Origin of the sequence: Streptomyces sp. NPDC051913 (assembly GCF_044593635.1) — a bacterium.
Classification (GTDB): Bacteria; Actinomycetota; Actinomycetes; order Streptomycetales; family Streptomycetaceae; genus Streptomyces.
Window position 1 is genome coordinate 400,912 of record NZ_JBIUCI010000001.1, and the last position, 25,952, is coordinate 426,863.

Here is a 25,952-nt window from a genome sequence, read left to right on the forward strand (position 1 = left end):
TTCCCCGGCCCGGACACAGCCGTCCACCGGCCGTCAGCGGCAGCACGTCTCTCTCATCCATCACGTCTAGGCAGGTAGCCATGTCCTTTTCCCGCAGAAACTTCCTGATCGCCACCGGTGTGGCGGCGGGAGCCAGCACCGTCCTGAGCGCCTGCAGCAGCGGCGACGCCGGTGGTTCGAGCAGCAAGACCCCGTCGGTCGAGAAGGGCAAGGCCGCCGAGATCGCCGTCGGCACCGCCACCGACTCCAAGGGCCCCGCCCCGGAGATGCCGGGCGCGCGCAAGGGCGGCACCATCTACACGCTCGACCAGATCGACTTCGACCACCTGGACCCGGCGCAGATCTACTCCTCGTACACGGGTGCCGGTTCGGTCCTGTTCCTGCGTGGTCTGACCGGCTACCGTGTCGACTCCAAGGGCAACACCACCCTGGTCGGCGACCTCGCCACCGACGCCGGCACCGTCAAGGACGGCGGCAAGACCTGGTCCTTCACGCTGAAGGACGGCATCAAGTGGGAGGACGGCAAGGTCGTCACCATCGACGACGTCCGTCACACCTTCGAGCGCCTCTTCGCCGACTTCGTCACCGAGGGCCCCCGCTACCCGCAGAACTGGCTCGAGGGCGGCGACAAGTACAAGGGCCCCTACGACGGCAAGCACCTCTCCTCCATCGAGACGGACGGCAACACCGTCACCTTCCGTCTGAAGGAGGCGCACGCCGACTTCCCGTTCATGCTCGCCATGCGCGGCTACGCGATCGTGCCCAAGGCCAAGGACACGAAGAAGAAGTACGACCAGCGTCCGTTCTCCTGCGGCCCGTACAAGATCGAGTCCCGCAGCATCGACAAGTCCCTGACCCTGGTGCGCAACGAGAACTGGGACGCCAGCCTCGACCCGTGCCGCAACGGTTACCCGGACAAGGTCGTCATGCAGTTCGGCTTCCAGGGCCTGGCCTCCACGGACCGCTACATCGCCGACTCGGGCAACGACCAGTACGCGCTGTCCCTGCTGAACGAGGTCGCCTCCGAGCGCATCACCAAGGTGCTCGGCGACGCCACGCTCAAGCAGCGGGTGCTGACCCAGGTCGACACGACCTGCTACTACTTCCCGATCAACATGACGCGCATCAAGGACGTCAAGGTCCGTCAGGCGATCAACTGGGCGTGGCCGGCGCAGCAGCTCAAGCAGCAGCGTGGTGGCTCGCAGGTCACCGCGACCGCGACCACGATCATCTCCCCGCTGACCCCGGGTCACGAGGACTTCGACCTGTACGGCAAGAAGACCAAGCCGACCGGTGACCCGGAGAAGGCCAAGGCGCTGCTGAAGGAAGCCGGCAAGGAGGGCCAGAAGCTGGTCATCGCCTTCCAGCAGTCCGACAAGGCCGTCAAGGAAGCCGTCACCATCAAGAACGCCCTCACCAAGGCGGGCTTCGACGTGGTGACCAAGCAGGTCGACAAGACCACCTTCTACTCCGAGATCGGTCAGCTGGACAACGGCTTCGACCTGTTCGCCGCGGGCTGGGGCCCGGACTGGCCGGCCGGTTACGCCGTCATCCAGCCCTGCTGGGACGGCAGCCAGATCGCCGACGGTGGCGTCAACTGGTCGCAGCTGAACGACACCAGCGTCAACAAGGCGATCGCCGCCGCCACCTCGATCACCGACGCGGACAAGGCCAACGCGGCCTGGGGCGCGATCGACAAGCAGATCATGACGCTCGCGGCCTGCGTCCCCGACTACAACCCGATCCGTAACTACTTCTACGGTTCGAAGGTCGGTGGCGTGGTCTACAACGCCGGTGACACCTGCGTCGCCCTCGGCAAGGTCTTCGCGAAGGCCTGACGCTTTCCCGGGGCGGCGGTCCGACCGACCGCCGCCCCGGCCCCGTCCAAGCCCGCTCCCCACACCCCGGCGACGGCGCCCCGTCCGGAAAGTCTCACCCCATGTTCCGTTTCCTGGTCCGCCGAGTGCTCGGCGCACTCGTGATTCTGCTGATCATCAGCGCCGTCACCTTCTTCCTCTTCTACGCCATCCCGCGCGACCCGGCACGGATGGCCTGCGGCAAGGTCTGTGACGACCAACTGCTCGCACAGGTACGGCAGAACCTCGGGATCGCCGACCCGATGCCGGTGCAGTACTGGCACTGGCTCCAGGCCGTCTTCGTGGGCCGGGACTACGTGGGCGTCGGACACTGCGACGCGCCCTGCTTCGGCTACTCGTTCAGCAACAACGTGAACGTGTTCGACACAATCATGGAGCGGCTGCCCACCACCATCTCGCTCGCCATCGGCGGCGCCTTCTTCTTCCTGATCATCGGTGTGGGCACCGGCATGCTGGCCGCGCTCAAGCAGGGCAAGTTCCTCGACAAGGCCGCCAGCTCCTTCTCGCTCATCGGCTCGTCGATGCAGATCTACTTCGTCGGCTACATCGCGATGTTCCTCCTGGTGACCCAGCTCCACCTGCTGGACCAGCCGTCGTACACGCCGTTCACCGACAACCCCGGCGCCTGGGCCTCCGGCCTGCTGCTGCCGTGGCTGGTGCTGTCGATCATCTTCACGGCCAACTACACGCGTATGACCCGTTCGCAGCTGGTGGAACAGCTCAGCGAGGACTACGTGCGCACGGCCCGGGCCAAGGGCCTGTCCCGCAGCTCCGTCTTCTTCCGCTTCGCCTGGCGTGGAGCGATGGGCCCGATCGTGACGATCTTCGGCATCGACATGGGCACCCTGGTCGGCGGCGCGATCATCACCGAGTCGGTCTTCAGCATCCAGGGCCTCGGCACGCTGGCCGTCCGCTCGGTCGACGACAGCGACCTGCCCATGCTGCTCGGCGTCACCATGATCGCGGCGGCCGGCATCGTCTTCGCCAACATCATCGTGGACGCCGTCTACGCCCTCATCGACCCGCGCATCCGGCTCGCCTGATCCGGTCCCCCTCCAGCTACCCCCCGGCATGACCCCCAGGAGCGTCCCCGTGACGAGCACCGATCAGCAGCCCTTCCTCTCCGTCAGGGACCTGAAAGTCCACTTCTCCACCGAGGACGGCGTCGTCAAGGCCGTCGACGGTCTCTCGTTCGACCTCGAAAAGGGCAAGACCCTCGGCATCGTGGGCGAGTCCGGCTCAGGCAAGTCCGTCACCAACCTGACGATCCTCGGCCTGCACGACCGGCACCGCACCGCCATCGACGGCGAGATCCTGCTCGACGGCAAGGAGCTGACCACGGCTCGCGAGGCCGAGCTGGAGAAGCTGCGCGGCAACAAGATGGCGATGATCTTCCAGGACGCCCTGGCCTCGCTGTCGCCGTACCACACCATCGGCAAGCAGATCGGTGAGACGTACCGCAAGCACACCGGTGCCTCCAGGGCGGAGGCCCGCAAGCGGGCGATCGAGATGCTGCGGCGTGTCGGCATCCCCCAGCCGGACATGCGGGTGGACGACTATCCGCACCAGTTCTCCGGCGGTATGCGCCAGCGCGCGATGATCGCCATGGCGCTGGTCTGCGACCCCGAGCTGCTGATCGCCGACGAGCCGACCACCGCGCTCGACGTGACGGTCCAGGCCCAGATCATGGACCTGCTCAAGGACCTCCAGCAGGAGTTCGGCACCGCGATCATCTTCATCACCCACGACCTCGGTGTCATCGCCGACATCGCGGACGACGTGCTGGTGATGTACGGCGGCCGGTGTGTGGAGCGGGGCACGAAGGAGGAGGTGCTGCGCACGCCGCAGCACCCTTACACGGTCGGCCTGCTGAGCTCCATGCCGAGCCTGGACGGTCCGGTGGACGTGCCGCTGTCGCCGATCCCGGGTTCGCCGCCCTCGCTGCTGAACCCCCCGTCGGGCTGCCGCTTCCACCCGCGCTGCTCCTTCGCCGAGAAGGTTCCGGGCGGGCGGTGCTCCACCGAGCGCCCGCTGCTGAAGGTCGAGGACGGCCGGGGTTCCGCCTGCCACCTCACGCTGGACCAGCGCCAGGAATTCTTCGCCGACCTCGCCGCGACCCGGCACTGACGTAACCGAGACGGGACTTCACCATCATGAGCAACACCAAACCCCTCCTGGACGTCTCCGGTCTGACGAAGCACTTCCCGGTCAAGGGCGGCTTCCCGATCCGCCGTACGGTCGGCGCGGTGCAGGCCGTCGACGGGCTCGACTTCCAGGTCAACGAGGGCGAGGCCCTCGGCCTGGTGGGCGAGTCGGGCTGCGGCAAGTCCACGACGGGCCGGCTGATCACGCGCCTCCTGGAGCCCACCGGCGGCAAGATCTCCTACCGCGGGCAGGACATCACGCACGCGGGCCGCAAGGGTCTTGCGCCGATCCGCTCCGAGATCCAGATGATCTTCCAGGACCCGTACGCCTCGCTGAACCCGCGGCAGACGGTCGGCAAGATCATCGCGGGTCCGATGGAGATCAACGACATCAACCCGGCGGGCGGTCGCGAGAAGCGCGTCCGCGAGCTGCTGGAGATCGTCGGCCTCAACCCCGAGCACTACAACCGCTTCCCGCACGAGTTCTCCGGCGGTCAGCGCCAGCGCATCGGCGTGGCACGGGCGTTGGCGCTCGAACCCAAGCTGATCGTGGCGGACGAGCCGGTCTCGGCCCTGGACGTCTCCATCCAGGCGCAGGTGGTGAACCTGCTCCAGAAGGTCCAGCAGGAGCTGGGCATCGCGTTCGTCTTCATCGCCCACGACCTCGCCGTCGTACGGCACTTCTCGCAGCGCGTGGCCGTGATGTACCTCGGCAAGATCGTCGAGATCGCCGACCGCGACGACCTGTACGGCAACCCGCGCCACCCCTACACCCGGGCCCTGCTGTCCGCGGTGCCGGAGGCGACGGTGGACGAGACCCCGGCCCGTGAGCGCATCCGCCTCCAGGGCGACGTGCCCTCCCCGCTGAACCCGCCGTCGGGCTGCCGCTTCCGCACCCGCTGCTGGAAGGCGACGGAGAAGTGCGCGACCGAGGCGCCCCCGCTGGTCCAGGTCGAGGGCAACAAGCCGGGCCATCTGACGGCGTGCCACTACCCGGAGACGGAGGGAACCATTCCGGCCCCGCGTCTCTCCAAGGACCCCCAGGCGGCGAGCTGACACACCCCTTTCCGTCAGCCGTCTCCTACAGGGAACGGACTTTCAAGGCCCATTGACCCGAGCCCGAGATCGTCCGCTTCCAGGGGAAGACAGAGGCCCGCGCCCACCCAGGCGCGGGCCTTTGTGCTGCTGCCCCGGAACATCACGCCCCGGTCGTCCCGTCCACCAGTTCCCGCACGATGTCCAAGTGCCCGTTGTGCCGGGCCGTTTCCTCAATCAGGTGGAGGAGGATCCAGCGGAGGTCGGGGTGGCGGCCGTCGCGGATGGGGCGTTTTGCCTGGGTGTCCAGGTCGTTCGCGGCGACCAGCTCGCGGTAGCGGGCGGACTGGTCGGTGTAGTCACGCAGGACGTCCGCCAGGGGCATGTCGACCGCGATCCGCATCTCGCGGTCCGGGTCCTCGTCCGTCCAAGGGCCCGCGTCCTCCTCCCCGAGGAAGACGACCTGGAACCACCAGTACTCGACCCAGCGCAGGTGGTTGATCAGGCCGGACAGGGTCATGAGCGGTGAGCCCGGCAGCGGGGCCCTGACCGCGTTCTCCGCGGAGACGTCCTCGCACTTGGCCACCGCGGTGGCCCGGGCGTAGTCGAGGAAGGTGGTGAGCTGGGTGCGTTCGTCCCAGGCGGCGGGGGTATCGGTTCGAGTCATCGAGGACGAGCTTGCCGTCCCGGGTGTCGAAGGGCGAGCCAATTACTGCCCTCTGGCCACCAGTTCCACCTCGAAACCGTCCTTGTCCTCCAGATACCCCGCACAGTGCTCCGCCCCGCCGGCGTACGGATGCCGGTCCGGGAAGAGCAGCGTCCAGCCGTGCCCCGGCGCCTCCGTCACCAGCGCGTCCAGCTCCCCGCGGCTTCGGACATGGAACGCCAGGTGGTTCAGGCCGGGGCGCAGCCGGTCGTGGTGGTCGCCCGTCAGCGCCGGGGACTGTTCCAGGACGACGTACGTCTCCCCCGTGCGCCAGCTGCGGCCCGCCGGCCAGTCCTGGTACGGCTCCCAGCCCAGCCGCTCGAACAGCCAGCCCCAGGACGCCACCGCCCGCTCCAGATCCGGTACCCACAGCTCGACGTGGTGCAGCAACTCCCGCTCCCTCCAGGGTCGTGGAGGCCTGATCCTGTCACGCCGTTCAGTAGGGTGTGGCACACTGCCGCGATGGTCGATCGCTCGTTCGCGGATCTCTCGCTCGCCGCGCTGTACGACTCCCTCAACCCCTGGGGCCCGTGCGACGACTTCTACGTCGGTCTCGTGCGGGACGCCGCCACCGTCCTCGACGTCGGCTGCGGCACCGGACGGCTGCTCGCCCGGGCCCGGGCCACGGGGCATCACGGGCGGCTGGTGGGGGTCGATCCGGCCGCCGCCATGCTGGTCCAGGCACGGCGCCGGGAACCGGGCGTGGAGTGGGTGCTCGGCGATCTGCGATCGCAGGTCTGGCACGGGGAGTTCGACCTCGTCGTGATGACCGGGCACGCCTTCCAGACGCTCGTCGCCGACGAGGACGTACGGCAGACCCTGCGCGCCGTCCGGGACGCGCTGCGCGCCGGAGGGCGGTTCGTGTTCGAGACCCGCAACCCGGCGGCCCGGGCGTGGGAGGGCTGGGGCCCGGAGCACATCCGCGAGTGCGCCGACGCCGAGGGATCGGTCGCCTGGATGTGGCAGCAGGTCACCCGCCCCGTCCTCGGCGACCGGGTCACCTTCACCGAGACCTACGAGGGCGCCCACTGGGACCGTCCCCGGATCAGCACGACCACGCTCCGGTTCCTCGACGGGCACGGCATCGAGCGGTTCCTGGCCGAGGCGGGCCTGACGGTGACGGAGCAGTACGGGGACTGGGGGCGGGGGCCGCTGACCGCCGCGAGCCCCGAGATCATCACCGTCGCCGGACACCGCTGACGCCCCGGGGCCGGCCCACCGCCCGGGCGGCCGTGCGGGATCCGTGCGGAAGCCGAACAGCGGCCCGGCACAGTGGTGGCCTCAGCGGTTCCGGATACGGGGGACGCCATGGACGTACAGCTACTCGGATGCGTGGAGGCACGCGTCCGCACCGGCGAAAGGGTGCCGCTCCCGCACGGCACGAAACTCCTGCTGGCCGCCCTGGCCTGGACTCCGGGCACCTTCGTGGCCGACGAGGTACTGGCCGAGCGCGTGTGGTCCGAGCGGCTGCCCCAGCATCCGCGCGAGGCGCTCTACATCCAGGCCACGCGGCTGCGCAAGGCGTTGGGTGGCGCCGGCCGGACGGGCGAGGTCTTCGAACTGTCCCGCAGGCGCGGCGGATACGTGCTCGTCATCGACGAACAGAGCGTGGACACCGTGCGGTTCCGCACCCTGGTACGGCAGGCCCGGTTCAGCGCCAGGGACGGGGGCACCGAGCACGCGCTCGACCTGTACGCCCGGGCCCTGGACCTGTGGTGCGGCGAACCGCTGTCCGATGTGCCCACTCCCTGGGCGGAGACGGCGCGGGTGGCGCTGCGGCGCGAGCACCGGGAGGCGCTGGTCGGCAGCGCCGAACTCGGACTGCGGGCGGGGCGGGTCGAGGAGTGCCTGCGGCGGTTGAGCCGGCTGGCGGACATGCACCCCTTCGACGAGAAGGTCACCGGTCTGCTCATGCTCGCTCTCCACCAGGCCGGCCGGCAGGCGGACGCACTGGACTGCTTCCACCTGCTGCGCCTGCGGATGACCGACCTGCTGGGCTGCGAGCCGGGTCCCGAACTGCGTGCCCTGCACGGGCGGATCCTGGCCCGGGACCCGGATCTGCTCCCGGCCGCGGTCCACACGGCGACACCGCGCTGACCTCCGCCTCACCCCGGACGGCCCCCTGTGCACGCCGCGCTTCCGTCTCATCCCCCGTCGCCGGGCTCGGTGAAGTGCTCGCTCAGATACAGGTCCAGCCGGGACTCCGCGTCCCTCGGCAGCTCCCGGTGCGGGGCCTCGGGCCGTGGCCGTACCGGGCCGGGGGGCGGTCCGTGCAGCGCCGTGCGGGCGTGTTCCGGGGTGCCGGTCGCGTCGAACAGGGCGGCGGCCCGCGCCCGCGCCGCCGCGGCCGGCTCCGGGTCGCCCTGTGCCTCCTGAGCGGCGGCCAGGGCCAGCGTGGCGCGGGCGTGGATCAGGCGCTGGCCGGAGTCCCGGGCCAGCGCCACCGCCTCCTCGGCCGCGCCCAGCGCTCCGGCCGAATCGCCGCTCTCCAACCGGAGCACGGCGGCAGCCACCCGGACCCGGGGAAGCGTGAGCGGGCTGCCGTCGGCGGCCAGGCGTGCGGCGCGCTCCAGGTGGTCAAGGGCCACGCCGGGCAGGCCGGCCGCGCGGGCGACGGCGGCGCGTTCCACCAGGATCTCGACGTGGCCCGCGCGATGCCCGGTCCGTTCGGCGATCTCGAAGGCTGCGTCCAGGTGGTCGGCCGCCTCGTCCGCCCACCCGGCCCGCAGCTTCAGTGCCGCCAGCCCCACCAGGGAGTCGACCTGGCAGTTGCGGTTCTCCGCCCGCAGCGAGACGGCGAGCGCGTCCTCGTAGACCGGCAGCGCGCGTTCGTCCTGGCCCGCGTCGGCCCGTACCCGGCCCAGGGTCTCCAGGGCGACCGCCTCGGCGTAGGTGGACCCGGAGTCACGGCAGACCAGGAAGGAGGTGCGCAGCGCGGTCTCCGCCTCGGCGAACCGGGCCTGCTTCTGCCGGGTCAGGGCGAGGTTGACCAGGGCCATCGCCCGGTGGTGGTGTGCGGTACCGCCGATCAGGGCGAGCGCGGCGGTGGCCGCCTCCTCGGCCGCGTCGGTCCGGCCCAGGGCCAGGTTGAGCGAGGCCGTGTTGATCAGCATGATCTCCTCGCTCTTGACGTCTCCCAGGGCGCGGTACAGGGCGAGTGCGCGCCGGTAGCAGGGCAGGGCCCGCAGCGGTTCGCCCAGCAGCTTCAGGGTGACGGCCCGGCCCTGGAGCGCCACGGCCTCGCCGTGGGTCCAGTCGGCCCGGCGCGCCCGCTCCTCCGCCTGCTCGTACTCGGTGAGGGCGCCGCGCAGGTCCCCGTTGCGCCAGCGGGCGTGGCCCACCGACACGTACATCGCGACCTGGCCGCGCAGGTCCCCGTCGCGTTCGGCGGCGTCCCGGGCCAGCAGGGCCAGCCGCATCCAGTCGGCGAGCGGGCGCCGGTGGTGGAAGAGGTCCTGAAGGGCGTCGACCAGTCCCCACGCGAACCGGGCGGGACCGTGCTCGGCGGCATGGCCGATGGCCGCCGCGATGTCGTCCCACTCGGCGTCGAACCAGTCGTACGCCTCCTCCGTCGTGCGGAACTCCCGCGGCAGCGAGCCGTCGACGGCGTCGGGGCGGTCCCGCATGAGGTACAGACCCGCCGTCCCGGCCGCGTTGACGACGCTCTGCACATAGTGGTCGAGGACCCGCTCGACGCCCGCGGCGCGTTCGGCGGCCGTGTCCTCGGCGGCCGTGCGGTCGCGGGCGTACTCGTGTACGAGGTCGTGCCAGGAGGTGCGGCCGTGCCCGGCGTCGTGCAGCAGGTGCACGCGCTGGGCCAGCCGCAGCAGGTCGCTCGCCGCGGCCTCGTCGGTGTGCGCGGCCGCGGCGGCCGCACGGAGCGAGCGGCCGGTGCCGGGGACCAGGCCCAGCTGCCGGAAGACGCGCCGGGCGGCGTCCGGGAGGGCGCCGTACGACAGGTCGAGGGCGGCGCGTACGGCGATGCTCTCCTCACCCTCGACATGCAGCCGGGCGAGCCGGCCGCGGTCGGCGAGGTCGCGGACGTAGGTCCGGATGCTGCCGGGTCTGCCGCCGATCCATGAACCGGCCACGCACAGGGCCAGCGGCAGCCGGTCGCAGAGCTCGACCAGTTCGGCGGCGGCCTCCGGATCGGCGTCGACGGCCTCGGCACCGACCACGGAGCTGATCAGCTCCAGGGCGCCGGTGGGGTCCAGGACGTCGCACGCCACCCGGTACGCCCCGTCCAGGGTGACCAGTCCGCTGAGCTTGGCGCGGCTGGTCACCAGGGTCAGGGACCCGGGGGACGCGGGCCGCAGCAGCCGTACGGTCGCGGGGTCCGCCGCGTCGTCCAGGACGACGAGGACCCGGCGGTCCGCCAGCAGGGTCCGGTACAGAGCGGTCTGCGCCTCCGTGCCGAGCGGGATGTCCCGCGGGCCGCAGCCCAGTCCCTGCAACAGCAGGGGCAGCGCTTCCTCGGCGCCCATGGGTTCGGCGTCGTCGAAACCCCGCAGGTCCAGGAAGAGCTGCCCGTCGGGGAAGCGGTCGGCGACCTGGTGGGCCCAGCGCAGGGCCAGGGCGCTCTTGCCGACGCCGGCCGGGCCGACGAGCAGGGCGAGCGGTTCGGCGCTGTGCAGACCGGAGTCCAGGCGCCGCAGTTCGGCGTCGCGGCCGACGAAGCGCCGGGGCGCGGGCGGGAGCTGGCGTGGCACCCGGCGCTCGGACCGTTCCGGGGTGGCGGTCGCGGGCCGGGCGGCGGGCGGGCGGCGCAGGGCCGGCGCGGCGGGTGGGGGGCCGCCGTCCAGCAGCCGTCGGTGCAGGGTCCGCAGGTCGTCCGAGGGCTCCAGGGCGAGCTCGTCGACCATGCGGCGGCGCAGCTCGGCGTACACCTGGAGGGCCTCGGCGGGCCGTCCGTCCGCCTGGAGCGCGCGCATCAGCAGGGCGTGCGGGTGTTCGCGCAGGGGGTGGGCGGTGGTGAGGCGCAGCAGTTCGGCGACGGCCTGCCGGTGCCGGCCGGTCTCGAGGTCCGCCTCGGCCGCGCTCTCCCGGGCCGCGAGGTGCAGTTCGCCGAGCCGTCGCCGTTCCGCCTCCCGGACGGCCGCTTCCGGGAGGTCGGACAGCGGCTCGCCCCGCCACAGACCGAGGGCCCGCTCGGCGTGGTCTCGCACGGTGTCCCAGTCGCCGTCCGCCGCGGCGCGCGAACCGTCCTCGACCAGCTGCTCGAAGGTGAGCAGGTCGAGTTCGCCGGGGCGGGCGTGCATGACGTAGCCGGGCCGACGGGTGGTCAGCAGGCTGGGGCCGAGGGGACCGAGGACCCGTCGGACCTCCGCGACGAGGGCGCGCACGCGCGCGGCGCCCGCTCCGGGTGGGCGGCTGTCCCACAGGAAGTCGATCAGCCGGTCGACGGAGACCACGTGGTTGGCGTGGAGCAGAAGCGCGGTGCACAGCGCGCGTTGCCGTCCGGTGAGTGCGGCGATCTGCCCTTCGATCTCGACTTCCAGGGGGCCGAGCACACGAAAGCAAAGCCGGGGGGTGAGCATTCACAGAACGTAATCCAGGGCTGACGGGCAAGCAACGCCCGCCCGGCTCACAGGAATTGGCGTGCGGTGCGCACCGCCCCGCGTACCCGCGGCCCGTGCCGACGCCACCACAACCGTGCCCACAGCAGCTGAAGTCCCGTCAGAAGCAGCAGTGTGATGAGGGCGTCGAGCCGCAGCAACGGGCCGGTGTCGGTCAGCAGGCGGTGGCCGGAGCGGGCCAGCAGCGGCCAGGTCACGTCCAGCAGCAGGCGCAGCCCCACGAAGACACAGCCGATCGAGCCCGCCACCGCGCCCGCCGCGTACGCCTTCAGCATCCGCCGCTCGGCGGGTCGCCGCCCGGCCAGCGGGTCGCGGCTCACCCGGCCCAGGAGCCGGGCCCCGAGGTGGCGGAGCCAGGCGCCGGCGTCGCCGTAGAGATTGCGGCACCCGGTCAGGTCCTGGGCGACGAAGTACAGGTCGGTGCGCATGAAGACCAGGCACTGGTTGGCGAAGGAGGTGACCAGGGTCATCGCGACGACCGGCAGCAGGGGCGAGTCGGCACCGGCCGCGAGGGCGAGCAGACAGCCGCCCCAGACGGCGCCGTCCACGGCGAGCCCGGACAGATACACGGTGAGCCGCGCACGGCGGCCCTTGAGCCAGATCCCGGACACCTCGGTCTGCGCCACCAGGAACTGGAGCCGGGTGCCCAGCCGCACCCGCCCGGCCACTCCGGCGGCCCGCGCGGTCACCAGGTGCGCCAGTTCGTGCAGGCCGATCAGACACCAGGCGGCGAGCGACTGCACGAGGAGGTTGACGGTGCCGAGCCGCGCCCACACCAGGTCGTCCCAGGAGGGCAGGCCGCGCCCCCGCAGCACGACGGCCACGAGTCCGGCCACCGGGACGGCGAGGACGGCGGCGTGGAGAACGGGAGCGAGCACCCAGCGGACGTGGCGTTGCCGCAGCCGCGGCAGAGAGACCGGGACCGGCGCGGTCTCGAAACGCCGGGTCCCGATCGAGGCGACCAGACCGGCCGTGGCCAGCGATTCGGCGAACGCCTCGACATCGAGGTCACGGCCGGTGTCCTGGCGCAGCGTGCCGCGGGCCTGGCCGACGCTGTGTCCCCCGGCGAGCAGCCGGAGCGCGGCCATGCCGATCTCGGGGAGGGCGACGACCTGCTCGTTGCCCTGCCGGCCGACGATCCACTCGTCCCGGTCCTGGCGTACCTCCAGCGGGTGCAGGACGACCGTGGGGTCGGGCTCCGGCGGCGCGGCGGCCGTCACGTCCCGCACAGCGGGCAGTCGGGCCGGGCCGGGTGCCGTACGAAGACATGCTGGTCGGGCGCGATCAGGTTCACCCCGCGCACATAGCCGGGCGGGGTGGCGCCGACGCCGGTGAGCAGGGTGACGACCTCGTGGGCGATGAGCTGCCCGGAGATACCGGCGGCCGGGGCCAGGGCGCCGGCGGTGCCCAGGTGCGGGGTCCAGCCGGGTTTGAGCTTGGCCTCCTCGCCCGCGCCGACGCACTCGAAGCAGGGGCCTTCGGGTGCGTACACCCCGACCGTCGCCAGGGGCCCGCTGTAGCCGGCGGACACCCACGGCACTCCCAGGGACGCGCAGACCCGGTTCGTCATCTTCCGGATGAGGTCGCCGCGGGGCTCGTCGGCGCACAGGACGAAGACGTCCCGGTCCCGCACGAGTTCGGTGAGCGCTGCCTCGGTGTCGGCGCGAAGGGTCTCGTGGGTGAAGCGGCCCGAGGAGTTCACGGCCGCGAGCCGGCGGGCCGCGATCTCCGCCTTGGGGCGGCCGAGGTCGGCCTCGGTGTAGAGGACCTGCCGGCTGAGGTTGGACTCCTCGACCACGTCGGGGTCCACCAGGTGCAGGGTGCCCACGCCCACGGCGGCCAGCGCCCACGCGGCGTGACTGCCCGAGCCGCCCACGCCCAGCACGGTCACGCGGGCCTGTTTGAGGCGCAGTTGGGAGGACCAGGCATCGACGCCGGGGCGCAGGTCGATGTACCGGAAGTAGGTGCGGTTCCTGCTGTAACGCTCGCGTTCGCGGTCGGTGAGGCCGTCCGGAGGAGTGACGGCGGCGTCCTCGACATAGCCGGTGTCCAGCAGTTCGGCGAGCAGCTTGCGGGCGCCTTCGGGGCCCAGCGCGGGGTGGCTGTCCGCGAGGGTGCGCTCGATCCGGTCCGGCGGTGTGGTGCCGTCGAGCAGGGTGAGCGCGTCCCAGACCCAGCCGTGCGGATCGGCGATCTCCGCCGCGACTCCGTAGACCCCGCCGCCGAGCCGGAGGGTTCCGTCGTCGAAGCGGTGCGGGGTGTGTTCCGCCTTGATCCGGGGCAGCTGCACGATCGTCTCCTTCGAAGAACGACCCCGGCGGCGGTTCGGGCCGCCGCCGGGGTCTGCCGTTGTCAGGTGTCGATCTGCTTGTTCTGGATCGTCTCGATCTTGTCCAGCAGCCGGACCTCGATGAACTCGGGCTGCTGCGGCGCCTCGGAGGTGCCGGGCGTGCCCTGGTCACCGAAGGTCTCGGCGTGCGTGGTGGATTCCACGATGCTCTCCCTTTCCGATGGATCGGATGCGGCGGGCGGCCGTCGGACAACGACCGTCCCGCGCCTGCGTCCCAGCCTCGGGCAGGGGTCTTTCCCTGGTCTTTCACCGGTCTTTCACCGGTCGTCGTTCAGGTCCTCCTCCAGCGCCGCCAGTGCCGGGTCCAGCACGATGTCCTCGTCGCGCCCCTCGATCGTCGGGTCCTCCGGGAAGTGGCAGGCCGTCAGATGGCCGTCATGGTTCCCGGAGATCCGGACCAGCGGCGGCTCCTCGGCCGCGCACTTGTCCTGCGCCTTCCAGCACCGCGTCCGGAAGCGGCAGCCCGACGGCGGCGAGATCGGCGACGGAACGTCCCCGGCGAGCCGGATGCGCTCCCGCCCGCCCGTGTCCGCCTCCCCCGTGAGGCTCACCTCGGGCACCGCGGAGAGCAGGGCGTGGGTGTAGGGGTGCCGGGGGCGGGTGTAGATGGACTCGCGGTCGCCGACCTCGATGATCTTGCCGAGGTACATCACGGCCACGCGCTGCGAGAAGTGCCGTACGACGGCGAGGTCGTGGGCGATGAACAGGAACGCGATGCCCAGCTCCTGCTGGACCTTCTGGAGCAGGTTCACCACCTGCGCCTGGATGGAGACGTCCAGGGCCGAGACCGGCTCGTCCGCCACGATCAGCTTGGGTTCGAGCGCCAACGCCCGTGCCACGCCGATGCGCTGGCGCTGACCGCCGGAGAACTCGTGCGGGAAGCGGTTGTAGTGCTCGGGGTTGAGGCCGACGATCTCCAGCAGCTCGCGGACCCGCCGCTCCCGGCCGCCCTCCGGCTCGATCTCGTTGATCTCCATCGGGCCCGAGATGATCTTGCCGACCGTCTGCCGCGGGTTCAGCGACGAGTACGGGTCCTGGAAGATCATCTGGATCTCGGAGCGGATCGGGGCCAGTTCCCTGCGACTGGCGTGCGTGATGTCCTTGCCGCGGTACGAGATCGTCCCGGCCGTCGGTTCCAGCAGCCGGGTGATCAGCCGGCCCGTGGTCGACTTGCCGCAGCCCGACTCCCCCACCAGGCCGAAGCTCTCGCCGACGTTGACCGACAGGTCGATGCCGTCCACCGCCTGGACCGCGCCGACCGTACGGCGGATCGGGAAGCCGCCCTTGACCGGGAAGTGCTTGGTGAGCCCCTCGACCACGAGGAGCGGGTCGCCGGACGATTCGGCGACCGCCTCGCGCGGGGCCGGGAGGACGAGGTCCTCTTTCATGACGTGTCCTCCTAGGACTGGGACTACGACGGGAACAGGCCCTAGCCCAGGCTGGGCTTGATCTCTTCGATGAAGATGGTCCGCTTCTGGTCCGCCGTGAGATGGCAGGCGGAGGCGCGGTCCGGGGCCAGCAAGGGGCGTTCGTCGACGCAACGAGTGCCGTCGACCCGGCCCTGGAAGGTGCAGCGGGGGTGGAAACGGCAGCCGGACGGAGGGTTCAGCAGGGACGGCGGCTGACCCGGGATCGGTGCCAGCGGGGCGTCGAGGTCCGAGTCGATGCGCGGCATCGAGTTCAACAGGCCCCAGGTGTAGGGGTGCTGGGGCGAGCGCAGGACCTCGTTCGTGGTGCCGCGTTCGATCGCGCCGCCCGCGTACATCACCATGATGTCGTCGGCCATGTCGGCGATGACGCCGAGGTCATGGGTGATGAAGATGATCGCGGAGCCGAACTCCTGCTGGAGGTCCTTGAGGAGGTCGAGGATCTGGGCCTGGACCGTGACGTCGAGGGCCGTGGTGGGCTCGTCGGCGATCAGCAGGTCCGGGTCGCACACCAGAGCCATGGCGATCATCGCGCGCTGGCGCATACCGCCGGAGAACTGGTGGGGGTAGTCCTTCGCCCGTTCCCTGGGGTTGGGGATGCCGACCTTGCCGAGCATCTCCACCGCGCGGTCCCAGGCGGCCTTCTTGGAGGCGCCCCGGTGCTTCATGTACGGCTCGGCGATCTGCCGGCCCACCGTGTAGTACGGCGACAGCGCGGTGAGCGGGTCCTGGAAGATCATGGCGACCTTGTTGCCGCGCAGCTTCTCCAGCTCGTGCTCCCGGGCGGTGGTCAACTCCCGCCCCTCCAGCAGGATCTCGCCCTCGACGGTGGTGAACTTCGGGTTGTGCAGCCCGAGGATCGTCAGATTGGTCACGGACTTGCCGGAGCCGGACTCGCCGACGATGCCGAGGGTCTTGCCGCGCTCCAGGTCGAAGGAGAGCCCGTCGACGGCGCGGACCGTGCCGTCCTCGGTGCGGAAGCTGACGTGCAGGTCGCGTACGGAGAGGAAGGCGCCCGCGTCGGACGGGACGGGCGCCCCGTCCTCCTTGGTCACAGTGGTCACGACAGAGCTCCTAGGACAGCCGCACGCGCGGGTCGATGAAGGCGTAGCAGGCGTCGACGACGATGTTGCACAGCAGGATCACGGCGGCCGAGAACAGCATCACGCCGAGCAGCAGCGGCAGATCGCTGAACTGCACCGACTCCACCGCGAGCCGTCCGAGGCCGGGCAGTCCGAAGGTGAACTCGGTGATGATCGCGCCACCGAGCAGCGAGCTGAGGTCGATGCCGAGGATGGTGATGATGGGGATCAGCGAACCGCGCCAGGCGTAGCGGAAGAAGACGTAGCGGCCGCTCATGCCCTTGGCGCGGGCGGTGCGGACGTGTTCCTCCTGGAGCTGCTCGATCATCGAGGAGCGCGCCATACGGGTGTACTGCGCGGCGAAGATGGTGGACAGCACCGCCCAGGGGATGATCAGCCCGGTGAACCAGGCGGCGGGGTTGTCGGTGATCGGGGTGTAGTCCGGCTCGTCGAAGATATGGGTCTGGTAGACGAGGATCGCCAGCGCCAGCGGGCCCAGGAAGTAGATCTGCATCGAGCTGATCACCATGGACCCGGCGGTGAAGGACTTGTCCACGAGGGTGCCGCGCTTCCAGGCGGCGAGCAGTCCGGTGCCGAGCCCGACGAACAGGAAGACGACGGTGGCGCCGGCCGCGAGCGACAGCGTCAGCGGCAGCCGGTCCATCAGGGTCGACCAGACCTGCTCGTTGGTGTGGTACGAGTACCCGAAGCACGGGGCGGGGCAGGGCCCCTGCTCGAAGTCGTTGCGTCCGGTGATCAGCCCGGACAGGAAGATCCAGAACTGTTCCGGGATCGACTTGTCGAGCCCCAGCGTGTGGTGGATGTTCGCCAGGGAGTCCGGCGTGCAGGTCTTGCCGCACATCAGCAGCGCCGGATCGCGGGGCATGCCGAAGAAGAGCAGGAAGGCGACCACGGTCAGCAGGACCAGGATCACGAGTGAGCCGAGGATCCGGCGGAGGAGGAAGCGCAGCATCTCAGTGGCAGCTTTCGGGCGAAGCCTGGGCGGCGCGGTGCGCCCCACCGCAGGAACGGGGCGGGACGCACCGGACGCCGCTTGGACGGGTTACTTCACGAAGAGCCTGCGCGGGTCGACGCCACCGATGACGTCGTCGTACGCGAGGCCACCGATCTTGGACCCGGCGATCTGGGTCTGCTTGTAGTACGCCGTCGGGATGTTGGAGACGACGTCCTTCACGATGTACTCGTTGATCTTGTTCCAGGCCTCGGCGGCCTTGATCGGGTCGGTGATGGTGTTCGCCTTGTCGATGTCGGCGTTCACCTTCGGGTCGTTGATGTGCGAGTAGTTCGAGGAGCCGTCCTGGATCTGGCGGCCGTCGTAGAGCGGCGGGATCACGGTCGACGCGCTCGGCCAGTCGGCACCCCACGCGGTGTGGTAGATGTCGTAGTTGTTCTTGACCTTGCTGACGTTGTCGTAGTACGTCTCGGCCGGGATCTCCTGGCGCTGCACGTCGAAGCCGGCCTTCTCCAGGCCCGCCGCCATGGCGGTGGAGTACTGCTGGCCCTCAGGGGTGTTGATGTAGCCGAAGGTCAGCTTCAGGCCCACCTTGCCGGCCTTCTCCAGGAGCTGCTTGGCCTTGGCCGGGTCACCGGCGGGCTTGGCCTTCTTGCCGAAGGGGTCGAACTTGGGGTCGTAGCCGGAGACGGTCGGGCTGATCAGACCGCCGGCGACCTCCATCGCGTCGGTGCCGCCGAAGGCACGCACGAACGGCGTGATCGGCAGGGCGTAGGCGATGGCCTCGCGGACCTCCTTGGACTGCATCTCCGGCTGGGACAGGTTGATGTTCATCTGTCCCACGTACGGCTGGTAGCCGGAGACCGTGCGGTTCTTCATCGCGGCGTCGTTCAGGACCTTGGTCAGGTTGCCCGCGTCGACCTGGTTGCTGAGGCTGATCGCCGTCGCGTTGGCGCCCGAGTCGTCGAGGATGGCCTTGGTCGAGTCCTCGAACTGCTTGTTGAACTCGATGTTGAACTGGTCGACGTACTGGTGCCGGACCGCGTCGGTCTTCGGGTCCCAGTTGGTGTTCTTGACCAGCGTCATCGTCTTGCCCGACTTGAACTCCGAGATCTTGTAAGGACCGGAGGTCATCGGGGACTTGTCGTACTTGACCTTGGTGTCCTTCTCGGCGGACACGACGGAGTAGCCCGCCATGGCGAGCGCGTACGGCAGGTCGGGCTTGGCCGACTTGAACTTGAAGACGATCGTCTTGTCGTCGGGCGTCTCCAGGACGGTGTCCGGGAGGTGCTTGCCCTTGTACGGGCCGTCCGGCAGGAGCTTGCGGTACTCCGTGCCCGGGGTGTCGGCCAGCCACTGCTGGATGTAGGTCGGGCCGTTGGAGATGAACGGCGCGAAGAGCCGCTCGAAGGTCTGGCGCACGTCCTTGGCGGTGATCGCGGAGCCGTCGGCCCACTTGATCCCGTCCTTGAGCGTGTACTTCCAGGTCTTGCCGCCGTCGCTGGTGGTACCGCTGTCGGTGGCGAGGTCGCCGACGACCTGGTGCTTCTTGCCGTCGTCGCTGGTGGCCTTGTAGGCGGTCAGACCGCGGTGGATGAGCTGCGAGAGGGCCATCTCGTCGGAGACGTAGATCTGCCCCGGGTCCAGGTGCGCGAAGCTGTCCCGCTGGAGCACCGTGATGGTGCCGCCCGCCTTGGCGCCCGCGATCTCGGCGGCCGGTCCCGTCGAGTCCTTGGCGTTGCCGAAGGAGATGCCGGCCTGCTGCCGCTGGGCGTTCTCCTTGTCCTGCTTGTCGTTGTCGCTGCCTTTGCTGCCGCCCTCGCTGCAGCCGGTGAGCACGAGAGCCCCCGCCGCCAGCAGTGAGAGCGCGGCGTACGCGTGGCGTCCACCCTTACCCATCACTCAGATTCCACCCATCTTGTGTCACCGGTGCGACCTGCGCCAGTGCGGTTTGAAGTGCGGACCGGCAACATGCCATCCGGTCGGTGTCGGGCGAGGACGCCCACAACTCGTCGGTCAGCGCGCCGTCTTGGGATCGAAGGCGTCCCTGACCGAGTCCCCGAGCAGGTTGAACGCCACGATGAAGATGATCATCGAGATGCCCGGGAAGAACATGTAGGTGATGTCGTTCTGCATCACGAGTTCGGTCGACGCCTTGGAGAACATCTGCCCCCAGTCCGGCGTCGGTTCGACGATCCCGACGCCGAGGAAGCTCAGACCGGCCTCGGCGGTCACGAAGTTGGGCAGCATGTACGTCGACTGCACCAGGATCGGGGTGACCACGTTGGGCAGGATCTCCTTGCGGATGATCCGGGTGGGAGACGCTCCGCTGACCTTGGCCGCCTCGATGAACTCCCGTTCTCGCAGGGAGAGTGTGGTGCCGCGCAGGATGCGGCCGAGGCTCATCCAGCCGAGGAACCACTGCACCGCGATGAGGGCGACGACCCGGACGTACACCGGCGTCTCGTCGCGCGGGCTGACGAACAGCGAGACCACGACCGGCATGCTCGCGATGAAGAACAGCTGGGCCGGGAAGGCGAGCAGGAAGTCGATGACCCGGCTGATCAACTGGTCGGTCCTGCCGCCGAGATAGCCGGCCGCGACCCCCAGGATGATGCCGGTCAGCACGGTCGCGACGGTGACCGCGAGCGAGATCATCAGGGAGTTGCGGATGCCGTAGAGCAGCTTGGTGAAGACGTCGTAGCCGTTGCCGGGCTCCAGACCGAACCAGAACTCGCCGCTGATACCGCCGTTGGGCTGCAACGGGACGCCCGCGCTGTCGAAGAGTTCGGGGCGTTCGTCCGCGAACACCGTGTAGGGGTCCTTGCCGTACAGCTTGGAGATCAGCGGGGCCGCGAGGCCGACCACGAAGAAGAAGATCACGACGTATGCCGAGATCACTCCGGTGCGGTCGCGCTTGAAGCGGATCCACATCAACTGGCCCGGAGAGCGGCCCTCCAGCTGCTTGGCCTCCTCCGGCTTCGTCTTCGGCTGCTGGTCGCCGTCGACGACGACCGGGGTCCCGCCGCCTTCGATGTCGATAGGACTGGTCACAGTTCGTCCGTTTCGCAGGTGTGGGTGTGCCGAACCGGCGACCGGCACGGGTGTGCGCGATCGCGGGTCGGATCATGAAGAAGCGTCGGCGCATGCCCCGGCCCGCGGAAGAACCCGCAGCCGGACGCGCGTAGTGGTAGGAGCGAAGCCCCTCAGAGCCGATCGCCGTACGCCGGCGCGGAGTTGACGCAGTTTGCGGACGCTGTGACCCACCTGGTGCTTGTGACACCGCGCATGGGACTCCTCCTCATGACTCCACGTGTTCACCAACAGGAGGGGGTACTGCCCGTCCTCCGACACCCCTGACGGAGGGTCAGGCACCCCCTGGTGCTCGTGAGTCGGCGCCGTCCCCACGGCGCGAGACCCATTGACCCGAGCGCTACGCGGCTAACTATCTGCCATGAGCCAAGTACCGACCACTGTTCTTAAATCTCAATTCAGTCACAGCTGGCCCGTACATCTTCCAAAATCTGGACAAACTGTCTGGTGCGAGAAGGGCGCGAAACGGACGTGTTACATGTGTATCGGGCGAGGATCTCCGCATTACGGACATGCCTCACCGCTGATCCACAGGAGCGTGACTGAAAACGGGTTGCAAAAAGCCCGGGCACCCCCCTTGATGGGGGTGCCCGGGCTCAGGAACTGATCGGCGATCAGCCGTGCTTGGCGCGGCTCGCGGCGCGGGCGCGCTCGCGGGCGTCCAGGTTCACCTTGCGGATGCGGACCGCCTCCGGGGTGACCTCCACGCACTCGTCGTCGCGGCAGAACTCCAGGGACTGCTCCAGGGAGAGCTTGCGCGGCGGGACGATCGCCTCGAACGAGTCGGCCGACGACGACCGCATGTTCGTGAGCTTCTTCTCCTTGGTGATGTTCACGTCCATGTCGTCGGAGCGCGAGTTCTCGCCGACGATCATGCCCTCGTACACCTCGGTGCCCGGGTCGGTGAACAGCACACCGCGCTCCTGGAGGTTCGTCATCGCGAAGGCGGTGACGGCACCGGAGCGGTCGGCGACCAGGGAGCCGTTGTTACGGGTCTGCAGGGTGCCGAACCAGGGCTCGAAGCCCTCGTGGATGGAGTGCCCGATGCCCGTACCGCGGGTCTGGGTCAGGAACTCGGTCCGGAAGCCGATCAGACCGCGGGACGGCACGACGAACTCCATGCGCACCCAGCCCGAGCCGTGGTTGGACATGTTGTCCATGCGGCCCTTGCGGACACCCATGAGCTGCGTGACCGCGCCCATGTGCTCCTCGGGCACGTCGATCGTCATGCGCTCGACGGGCTCGTACGTCTTGCCGTCGACCTCCTTGGTGACGACCTGCGGCTTGCCGATGGTCAGCTCGAAGCCCTCGCGGCGCATCTGCTCGACCAGGATGGCGAGCGCCAGCTCACCACGGCCCTGGACCTCCCAGGCATCGGGACGCTCGGTGTCGAGGACGCGGAGCGAGACGTTACCGATCAGCTCGCGGTCCAGGCGGTCCTTGACCTGGCGGGCGGTGACCTTGCGGTCCTTGACGGCCGCCTTGTTGTCGGCGCCCTTGCCGGTGCCGCCCCGGCCGACCAGCGGCGAGGTGTTGGTGCCGATGGTCATGGAGATCGCGGGCTCGTCGACCGTGATCAGCGGCAGCGGGACCGGGTTCTCGGTGTCCGCGAGGGTCTCGCCGATCATGATGTCCGAGATACCGGCGACGGCACAGATGTCACCGGGTCCCGCCACCTCGGCGGGCTTGCGGGTGAGCGCCTCGGTCATCAGCAGCTCGGTGATGCGCACGTTGGACATCGAGCCGTCGCGCTTGATCCACGTGACGGTCTGGCCCTTGCGCAGCTCGCCCTGCTCGACGCGGAGCAGCGCGATACGGCCGAGGAAGTTGTCGGCGTCCAGGTTGGTGACGTGGGCCTGGAGCGGCGCGTCCTCGTCGTACGTCGGCGCCGGGATGTGCTGGAGGATCGTCGAGAAGAACGGCTCCAGGCTGTTGGAGTCGGACGGGACCGTGCCGTTCTCCGGCTTGGTCAGCGAGGCGATGCCGTCACGGCCGCAGGCGTAGACGATCGGGAACTCGATCTGCTCCTCGTCCGCGTCCAGGTCGAGGAAGAGGTCGTAGGTCTCGTTGACCACCTCGTCGATCCGGGAGTCCGGACGGTCCGTCTTGTTGATGCAGAGGATGACGGGCAGACGCTGCTGGAGCGCCTTGCGCAGCACGAAGCGGGTCTGCGGCAGCGGGCCCTCGGAGGCGTCGACCAGCAGCACCACACCGTCGACCATCGACAGACCACGCTCGACCTCGCCACCGAAGTCGGCGTGACCGGGGGTGTCGATGATGTTGATGGTGATGACGTCGCCGCCATCCTTCGGGTGGTACTTCACGGCCGTGTTCTTGGCCAGGATCGTGATGCCCTTCTCACGCTCCAGGTCGTTCGAGTCCATCATGCGGTCGTCGACGCCTTCGAGCTGGTGCGCGGCGAAGGCGCCGGCCTGCTTCAGCATGCCGTCGACGATGGTGGTCTTGCCGTGGTCGACGTGGGCGACGATGGCGACATTGCGGATGTCGTGGCGCGTGGCCATAGTGCGGCGTACTCCCGGAGTGGTGTGGAAGGGGCCTGCGCGTACGTCTGTGCGACGCGGACCCTGCCGGGCTGTACATGCCACGGCCTCACCCCATGGTACGTGGCATTGGCAGGGACGGCCTCCGGGGGCCGTTTCATGCCTCCTGCACGGCCTTCGAACCGGTCGGACAGCGGCGGACGGCGGCCTCCCGGCCGCTCTCGCTCGGCGCGGGCTCGGCACAGGAGCGGATGTGGCGTCGACGAGACCGACGTGGCTCCAGGTGCTCGTCCAGCGCCGCGAGCACCCCCGACCCGCCCGCGCCGGGCGGCACGGGGCTGACCGTCCGGTTGTAGATCTCCTACTTTTCTGTGGGGCTCGCCGAGACCCTCGCGCCCTTCTTCAGGAAGCCCATGTCCTCGTACACCGGCGTCTGGAAGCCGAAGGCACCGGCGTTGGCGATGTTCTTCCTCGCGGCCGTGAGCTGGGGCCGCTGATACAGCGGGATCGAGCCGGCGGCGGCCCAGATCCGGGAGTCGGCCTTGCGGATCAGGCCCCGGCTCTCGCCCTCGTCCAGTGTGGAGACGGCCTGGTCGAAGAGCTGGTCCACCTGGTCGGTGCCGACGCGGGTGTAGTTCTGCTCGACGTTCAGGGAGCCGTCGGCGGCCGGCACCGGCTTGGCGTAGATCGGGCGGGCGTCGGTGGCGGGGAAGGCGGAGGCGGGCCAGGAGTAGAGGGCGAGGTCGAACTGGCCGGACGCGATGTGGTCCTTGAAGTAGCTCTCGTCGGCGACCTTGGTGATCTCGGTACGGATGCCGACCTTCTGAAGCATCCCGGAGATCCGGTCGGCCACCGTGCGCAGGGTCTGCGAGCCCGGTCCCGACGGCAGGACGAAGCGGAGCGTGAGCGGCTTGCCGTCCTTGGCGAGCATCCCGGCCGCGGCACCGGCGGGCGCGGCGGTGCCCCGCGGGGCGTAGGCGCCGGGGGCGCCGCCCTGCTTCAGCTTGTTCGCGTACTGCTTGCCGTCCTGCGCGAGGTGCTGGGAGCCGTCCCCGCTCTTCCCGTGCTTCTTGGGGTCCTGCTTCTTCTCCCGGTCGGCCTCGCGCAGGACCTTGTCGGCCTCGCGCGGCGCCTTGTCGTCCTCGCCGACGATGTACGTACTGTCGTCACCGTCCTCGGAGTCCTCCTGGGCGGCTTTCTCGGACGCCTTCTCGCTCTTCGACCCGGCGGCCTTCTCGCCCTTCTTCTTCTCCTCCTTCAGCGGCCCGCCCGGCACCCAGCCGGCGTCCGCGAGGAGGGCCTCGGCCTCGGTGGTGTCCTGGCCGCCGAGGGCGCCGCTGCTGTCGGCGTAGGCCGCCTGCCCGGCGAGCGCGAGGTGGCTGCCGACCGGCTCGGCGGGCAGGCCGAGCGGGCTGAGCACGACCGAGGCGAGGGCCTCCCGGTCCAGGGCGCGGGCCACGGCACGGCGGACCCGCTCGTCGGCGAGGGGGCCCTCGGCGCCGTTGAGGGCGAGCTGGGTGTAGGCGGGCTCCAGGGAGCGGCGGACCTCGAAGCCGCGCAGGGCCTGCTGCCGGCGGGCGTACGCGGAGACCTCCCGGCGCTGCTTCTCACGGGCGCTGATCTCGGCGTCGGCGGCCTCCTCGTCGGTGCCCTTGGCCACGGCCCAGGAGCGCAGGGAGTCGGCGGCGGTGAGATTGCTGCCGGGGCCCATGAGCGGGGTGGCACTCGCACGGCCCTTGGCCGCCACGGTGATCCGCTTGACCGCCTCGGGGTCGATCTCGGCCAGGTCCAGGGTGCCCGCGGCGAGTGCGGCGGCCCGCTTGTCGCGGGGTACGGCACGCAGCACGATCTCGTCGAGCTTGGCGGGTTTGCCCCACCAGCGCGGGTTGCGGGCGAGGGTGACCTCGTCGTCCTTGCGGTCGACCTTCTTCAGCGCGAAGGGACCGGCGGTGACCTTGAGCTTCTTGCGGGCGCTGTCGTTGAAGGAGTCCGGGGTGCCCATGACGTCCTTCGGGTACAGCGGGGAGAACAGCGACTTCCAGTCGGCGTACGGCCGCGCGAACGTGACCTTGACCTCCAGGTCGTTCTTGCCGCGCTCGATCTTCTCGATGCGGTCGTAGCCGGCGTTGCGGGCCGTCCAGTACGCGGTGTCCTTGCCGGACAGGGCGCGCCACTGGGCGGCGAAGTCGGCGGCGCCGATCTCGCGGCCGTCGCTCCAGACGGCCTGCTGGTTCAGCTTGTACAGCACGACCTGGCGGGGTTCGGTCTCGACGACCTCGGCCTTCTCCAGGTAGTCGGCGTCGACCTGGGGGCGGCCGTTCGCGTCGAGCCGGTACATCGCCGGCAGGACGGCCTGGGCGACCCGGGTGGTGGTGGCGTCGGCGTCCGACTGGAACGTGTTGAGGGTGTCCGGCACGGAGTCCACCGCCCAGCGCAGGGTGCCGCCGTCGGCGACCAGGGAACGCTCGGCGATCCCGATGTCCTGCCCGGCCAGCGGCTTTCCGGCCGGATCCTCGGAGCTGCATCCGGAGAGCAGCGGGACCGCGAGCGCGCCCGCGCTCAGGAAGGCGACCGAGCGCATCACCGCGCGCAGTGCGACGCCGTCGTGGGACATGCCGTCTACCTCCGGGGGTGCGCCGCCTGGTTCGGATCACGTTTGGCGGTATATGGAGCTGATCAGATGTATGCGGCCACTGAAGAGGAAAGGGTTCGGCAGGCGGTGGCGACACGGCGGGGGCGGCGCGGAAGCCCACCCGTGCGGCGCAATGGGGGGCGCACGGAGGCTCACGATCCGCCAATCCATGCACGTCCCTTCACATGGGCCGGTGTGACGCGCAACACTCGCAGGCGCACATGAACGTTGCCGCCCTAAGTGAGGTCACGTCATGGCCCTGCACGACGAACTGGCGTCAGCCCAGCGCTGCCTCGACGAGCTGCACCGGTATGTGAAACGCCTGGAGCAGCAACTCGGCAGCGGCGGCCTGGAGATGCGCCGTGTCCGCGTGGACACCGACCGCCTGCGCGAGAGCCTCGCCCTGCTCAAGGAGGCCGATCCCGCGCTCGCCCAGTCGAAGCGGACCGACCTCGTCTCCATCCCCGACACCCCGTACGACAACAGCCTGTGGACGGACTCGGACGACGAGGGTCTCGGCGCCCGCGACCGCCACGCCCCCTGAACCCGACCGGAG

General features: G+C 69.9%; 20 protein-coding genes. 7 read left to right on the plus strand and 13 right to left on the minus strand.

The features are described from left to right. Positions 1-80: 80 nt before the first annotated feature. From ACIHIX_RS01850 to ACIHIX_RS01865, 4 genes are all read left to right on the plus strand, one after another. A complete protein-coding gene (locus ACIHIX_RS01850) occupies positions 81-1,838 on the plus strand; it encodes an ABC transporter substrate-binding protein (RefSeq protein ID WP_399948656.1) in 1,758 nt (585 codons plus the stop codon). 101 nt (positions 1,839-1,939) lie between these two features. Beyond that, positions 1,940-2,920 (plus strand): ABC transporter permease, encoded by a 981-nt coding sequence (locus ACIHIX_RS01855; RefSeq protein WP_399948658.1) that lies wholly within the window; start codon positions 1,940-1,942, stop codon positions 2,918-2,920. Positions 2,921-2,969: 49 nt separating this feature from the next. Next, complete coding sequence (locus ACIHIX_RS01860) at positions 2,970-4,004, plus strand: ABC transporter ATP-binding protein (protein ID WP_399948660.1); 1,035 nt, start codon at positions 2,970-2,972, stop codon at positions 4,002-4,004. A gap of 26 nt (positions 4,005-4,030) precedes the next feature. Next, positions 4,031-5,077, plus strand: coding sequence for an ABC transporter ATP-binding protein (locus ACIHIX_RS01865; protein WP_399948662.1), 1,047 nt, complete (start codon positions 4,031-4,033; stop codon positions 5,075-5,077). A 142-nt stretch (positions 5,078-5,219) separates the two neighbouring features. Here the strand turns inward: ACIHIX_RS01865 and ACIHIX_RS01870 are convergent, their stop codons facing one another. After that, positions 5,220-5,723 carry a DinB family protein gene (locus tag ACIHIX_RS01870; RefSeq protein ID WP_399948664.1) on the minus strand — a complete coding sequence of 168 codons (504 nt, stop codon included), beginning with the start codon at positions 5,721-5,723 and terminating at the stop codon, positions 5,220-5,222. 42 nt (positions 5,724-5,765) lie between these two features. Continuing rightward, entirely contained in the window at positions 5,766-6,152 is a 387-nt protein-coding gene (locus ACIHIX_RS01875) for a VOC family protein (protein WP_399948666.1), read from the minus strand. Between the two features lie 72 nt (positions 6,153-6,224). Here ACIHIX_RS01875 and ACIHIX_RS01880 point away from each other — a divergent pair, with 72 nt between their 5' ends. After that, complete coding sequence (locus ACIHIX_RS01880; RefSeq protein ID WP_399948668.1) at positions 6,225-6,962, plus strand: class I SAM-dependent DNA methyltransferase; 738 nt, start codon at positions 6,225-6,227, stop codon at positions 6,960-6,962. A 108-nt stretch (positions 6,963-7,070) separates the two neighbouring features. Continuing rightward, positions 7,071-7,859 carry a BTAD domain-containing putative transcriptional regulator gene (locus ACIHIX_RS01885; protein ID WP_399948670.1) on the plus strand — a complete coding sequence of 263 codons (789 nt, stop codon included), beginning with the start codon at positions 7,071-7,073 and terminating at the stop codon, positions 7,857-7,859. 47 nt (positions 7,860-7,906) lie between these two features. On the opposite strand, the gene ACIHIX_RS01890 is transcribed toward ACIHIX_RS01885, so the two are convergent. The 11 genes from ACIHIX_RS01890 to ACIHIX_RS01940 all read right to left on the minus strand — a co-directional run bounded on the left by ACIHIX_RS01890 (position 7,907) and on the right by ACIHIX_RS01940 (position 25,378). Further along, positions 7,907-11,299 carry a BTAD domain-containing putative transcriptional regulator gene (locus ACIHIX_RS01890; protein ID WP_399948672.1) on the minus strand — a complete coding sequence of 1,131 codons (3,393 nt, stop codon included), beginning with the start codon at positions 11,297-11,299 and terminating at the stop codon, positions 7,907-7,909. Between the two features lie 47 nt (positions 11,300-11,346). Next, on the minus strand, positions 11,347-12,567 hold the full coding sequence (locus ACIHIX_RS01895) for a hypothetical protein (RefSeq protein WP_399948674.1): 1,221 nt from the start codon (positions 12,565-12,567) through the stop codon (positions 11,347-11,349). Beyond that, positions 12,555-13,628, minus strand: a complete 1,074-nt coding sequence (locus ACIHIX_RS01900; protein WP_399948676.1) for a HesA/MoeB/ThiF family protein — start codon at positions 13,626-13,628, stop codon at positions 12,555-12,557. Before ACIHIX_RS01900 ends, ACIHIX_RS01895 begins: the two co-directional genes overlap by 13 nt. 62 nt (positions 13,629-13,690) lie before the next feature. Next, complete coding sequence (locus ACIHIX_RS01905) at positions 13,691-13,831, minus strand: hypothetical protein (protein ID WP_399948678.1); 141 nt, start codon at positions 13,829-13,831, stop codon at positions 13,691-13,693. Between the two features lie 114 nt (positions 13,832-13,945). Then, entirely contained in the window at positions 13,946-15,076 is a 1,131-nt protein-coding gene (locus ACIHIX_RS01910; protein ID WP_399948680.1) for an ABC transporter ATP-binding protein, read from the minus strand. 41 nt (positions 15,077-15,117) lie between these two features. Continuing rightward, entirely contained in the window at positions 15,118-16,179 is a 1,062-nt protein-coding gene (locus tag ACIHIX_RS01915) for an ABC transporter ATP-binding protein (protein WP_399948682.1), read from the minus strand. Positions 16,180-16,189: 10 nt separating this feature from the next. Further along, positions 16,190-17,170: an ABC transporter permease gene (locus ACIHIX_RS01920; protein WP_399948684.1), complete on the minus strand. Its 981-nt coding sequence runs from the start codon at positions 17,168-17,170 to the stop codon at positions 16,190-16,192. Positions 17,171-17,260: 90 nt separating this feature from the next. Beyond that, positions 17,261-19,069 (minus strand): ABC transporter substrate-binding protein, encoded by a 1,809-nt coding sequence (locus ACIHIX_RS01925; protein WP_399948686.1) that lies wholly within the window; start codon positions 19,067-19,069, stop codon positions 17,261-17,263. Between the two features lie 117 nt (positions 19,070-19,186). After that, positions 19,187-20,224 carry an ABC transporter permease gene (locus ACIHIX_RS01930; RefSeq protein WP_399948688.1) on the minus strand — a complete coding sequence of 346 codons (1,038 nt, stop codon included), beginning with the start codon at positions 20,222-20,224 and terminating at the stop codon, positions 19,187-19,189. A 653-nt stretch (positions 20,225-20,877) separates the two neighbouring features. Next, positions 20,878-22,785, minus strand: coding sequence for a translational GTPase TypA (typA, locus tag ACIHIX_RS01935; protein ID WP_399948690.1), 1,908 nt, complete (start codon positions 22,783-22,785; stop codon positions 20,878-20,880). Between the two features lie 340 nt (positions 22,786-23,125). Further along, positions 23,126-25,378: an ABC transporter family substrate-binding protein gene (locus ACIHIX_RS01940; protein WP_399948692.1), complete on the minus strand. Its 2,253-nt coding sequence runs from the start codon at positions 25,376-25,378 to the stop codon at positions 23,126-23,128. A gap of 271 nt (positions 25,379-25,649) precedes the next feature. Here ACIHIX_RS01940 and ACIHIX_RS01945 point away from each other — a divergent pair, with 271 nt between their 5' ends. Next, positions 25,650-25,940, plus strand: coding sequence for a hypothetical protein (locus tag ACIHIX_RS01945; RefSeq protein WP_329335119.1), 291 nt, complete (start codon positions 25,650-25,652; stop codon positions 25,938-25,940). Positions 25,941-25,952 lie beyond the last annotated feature (12 nt).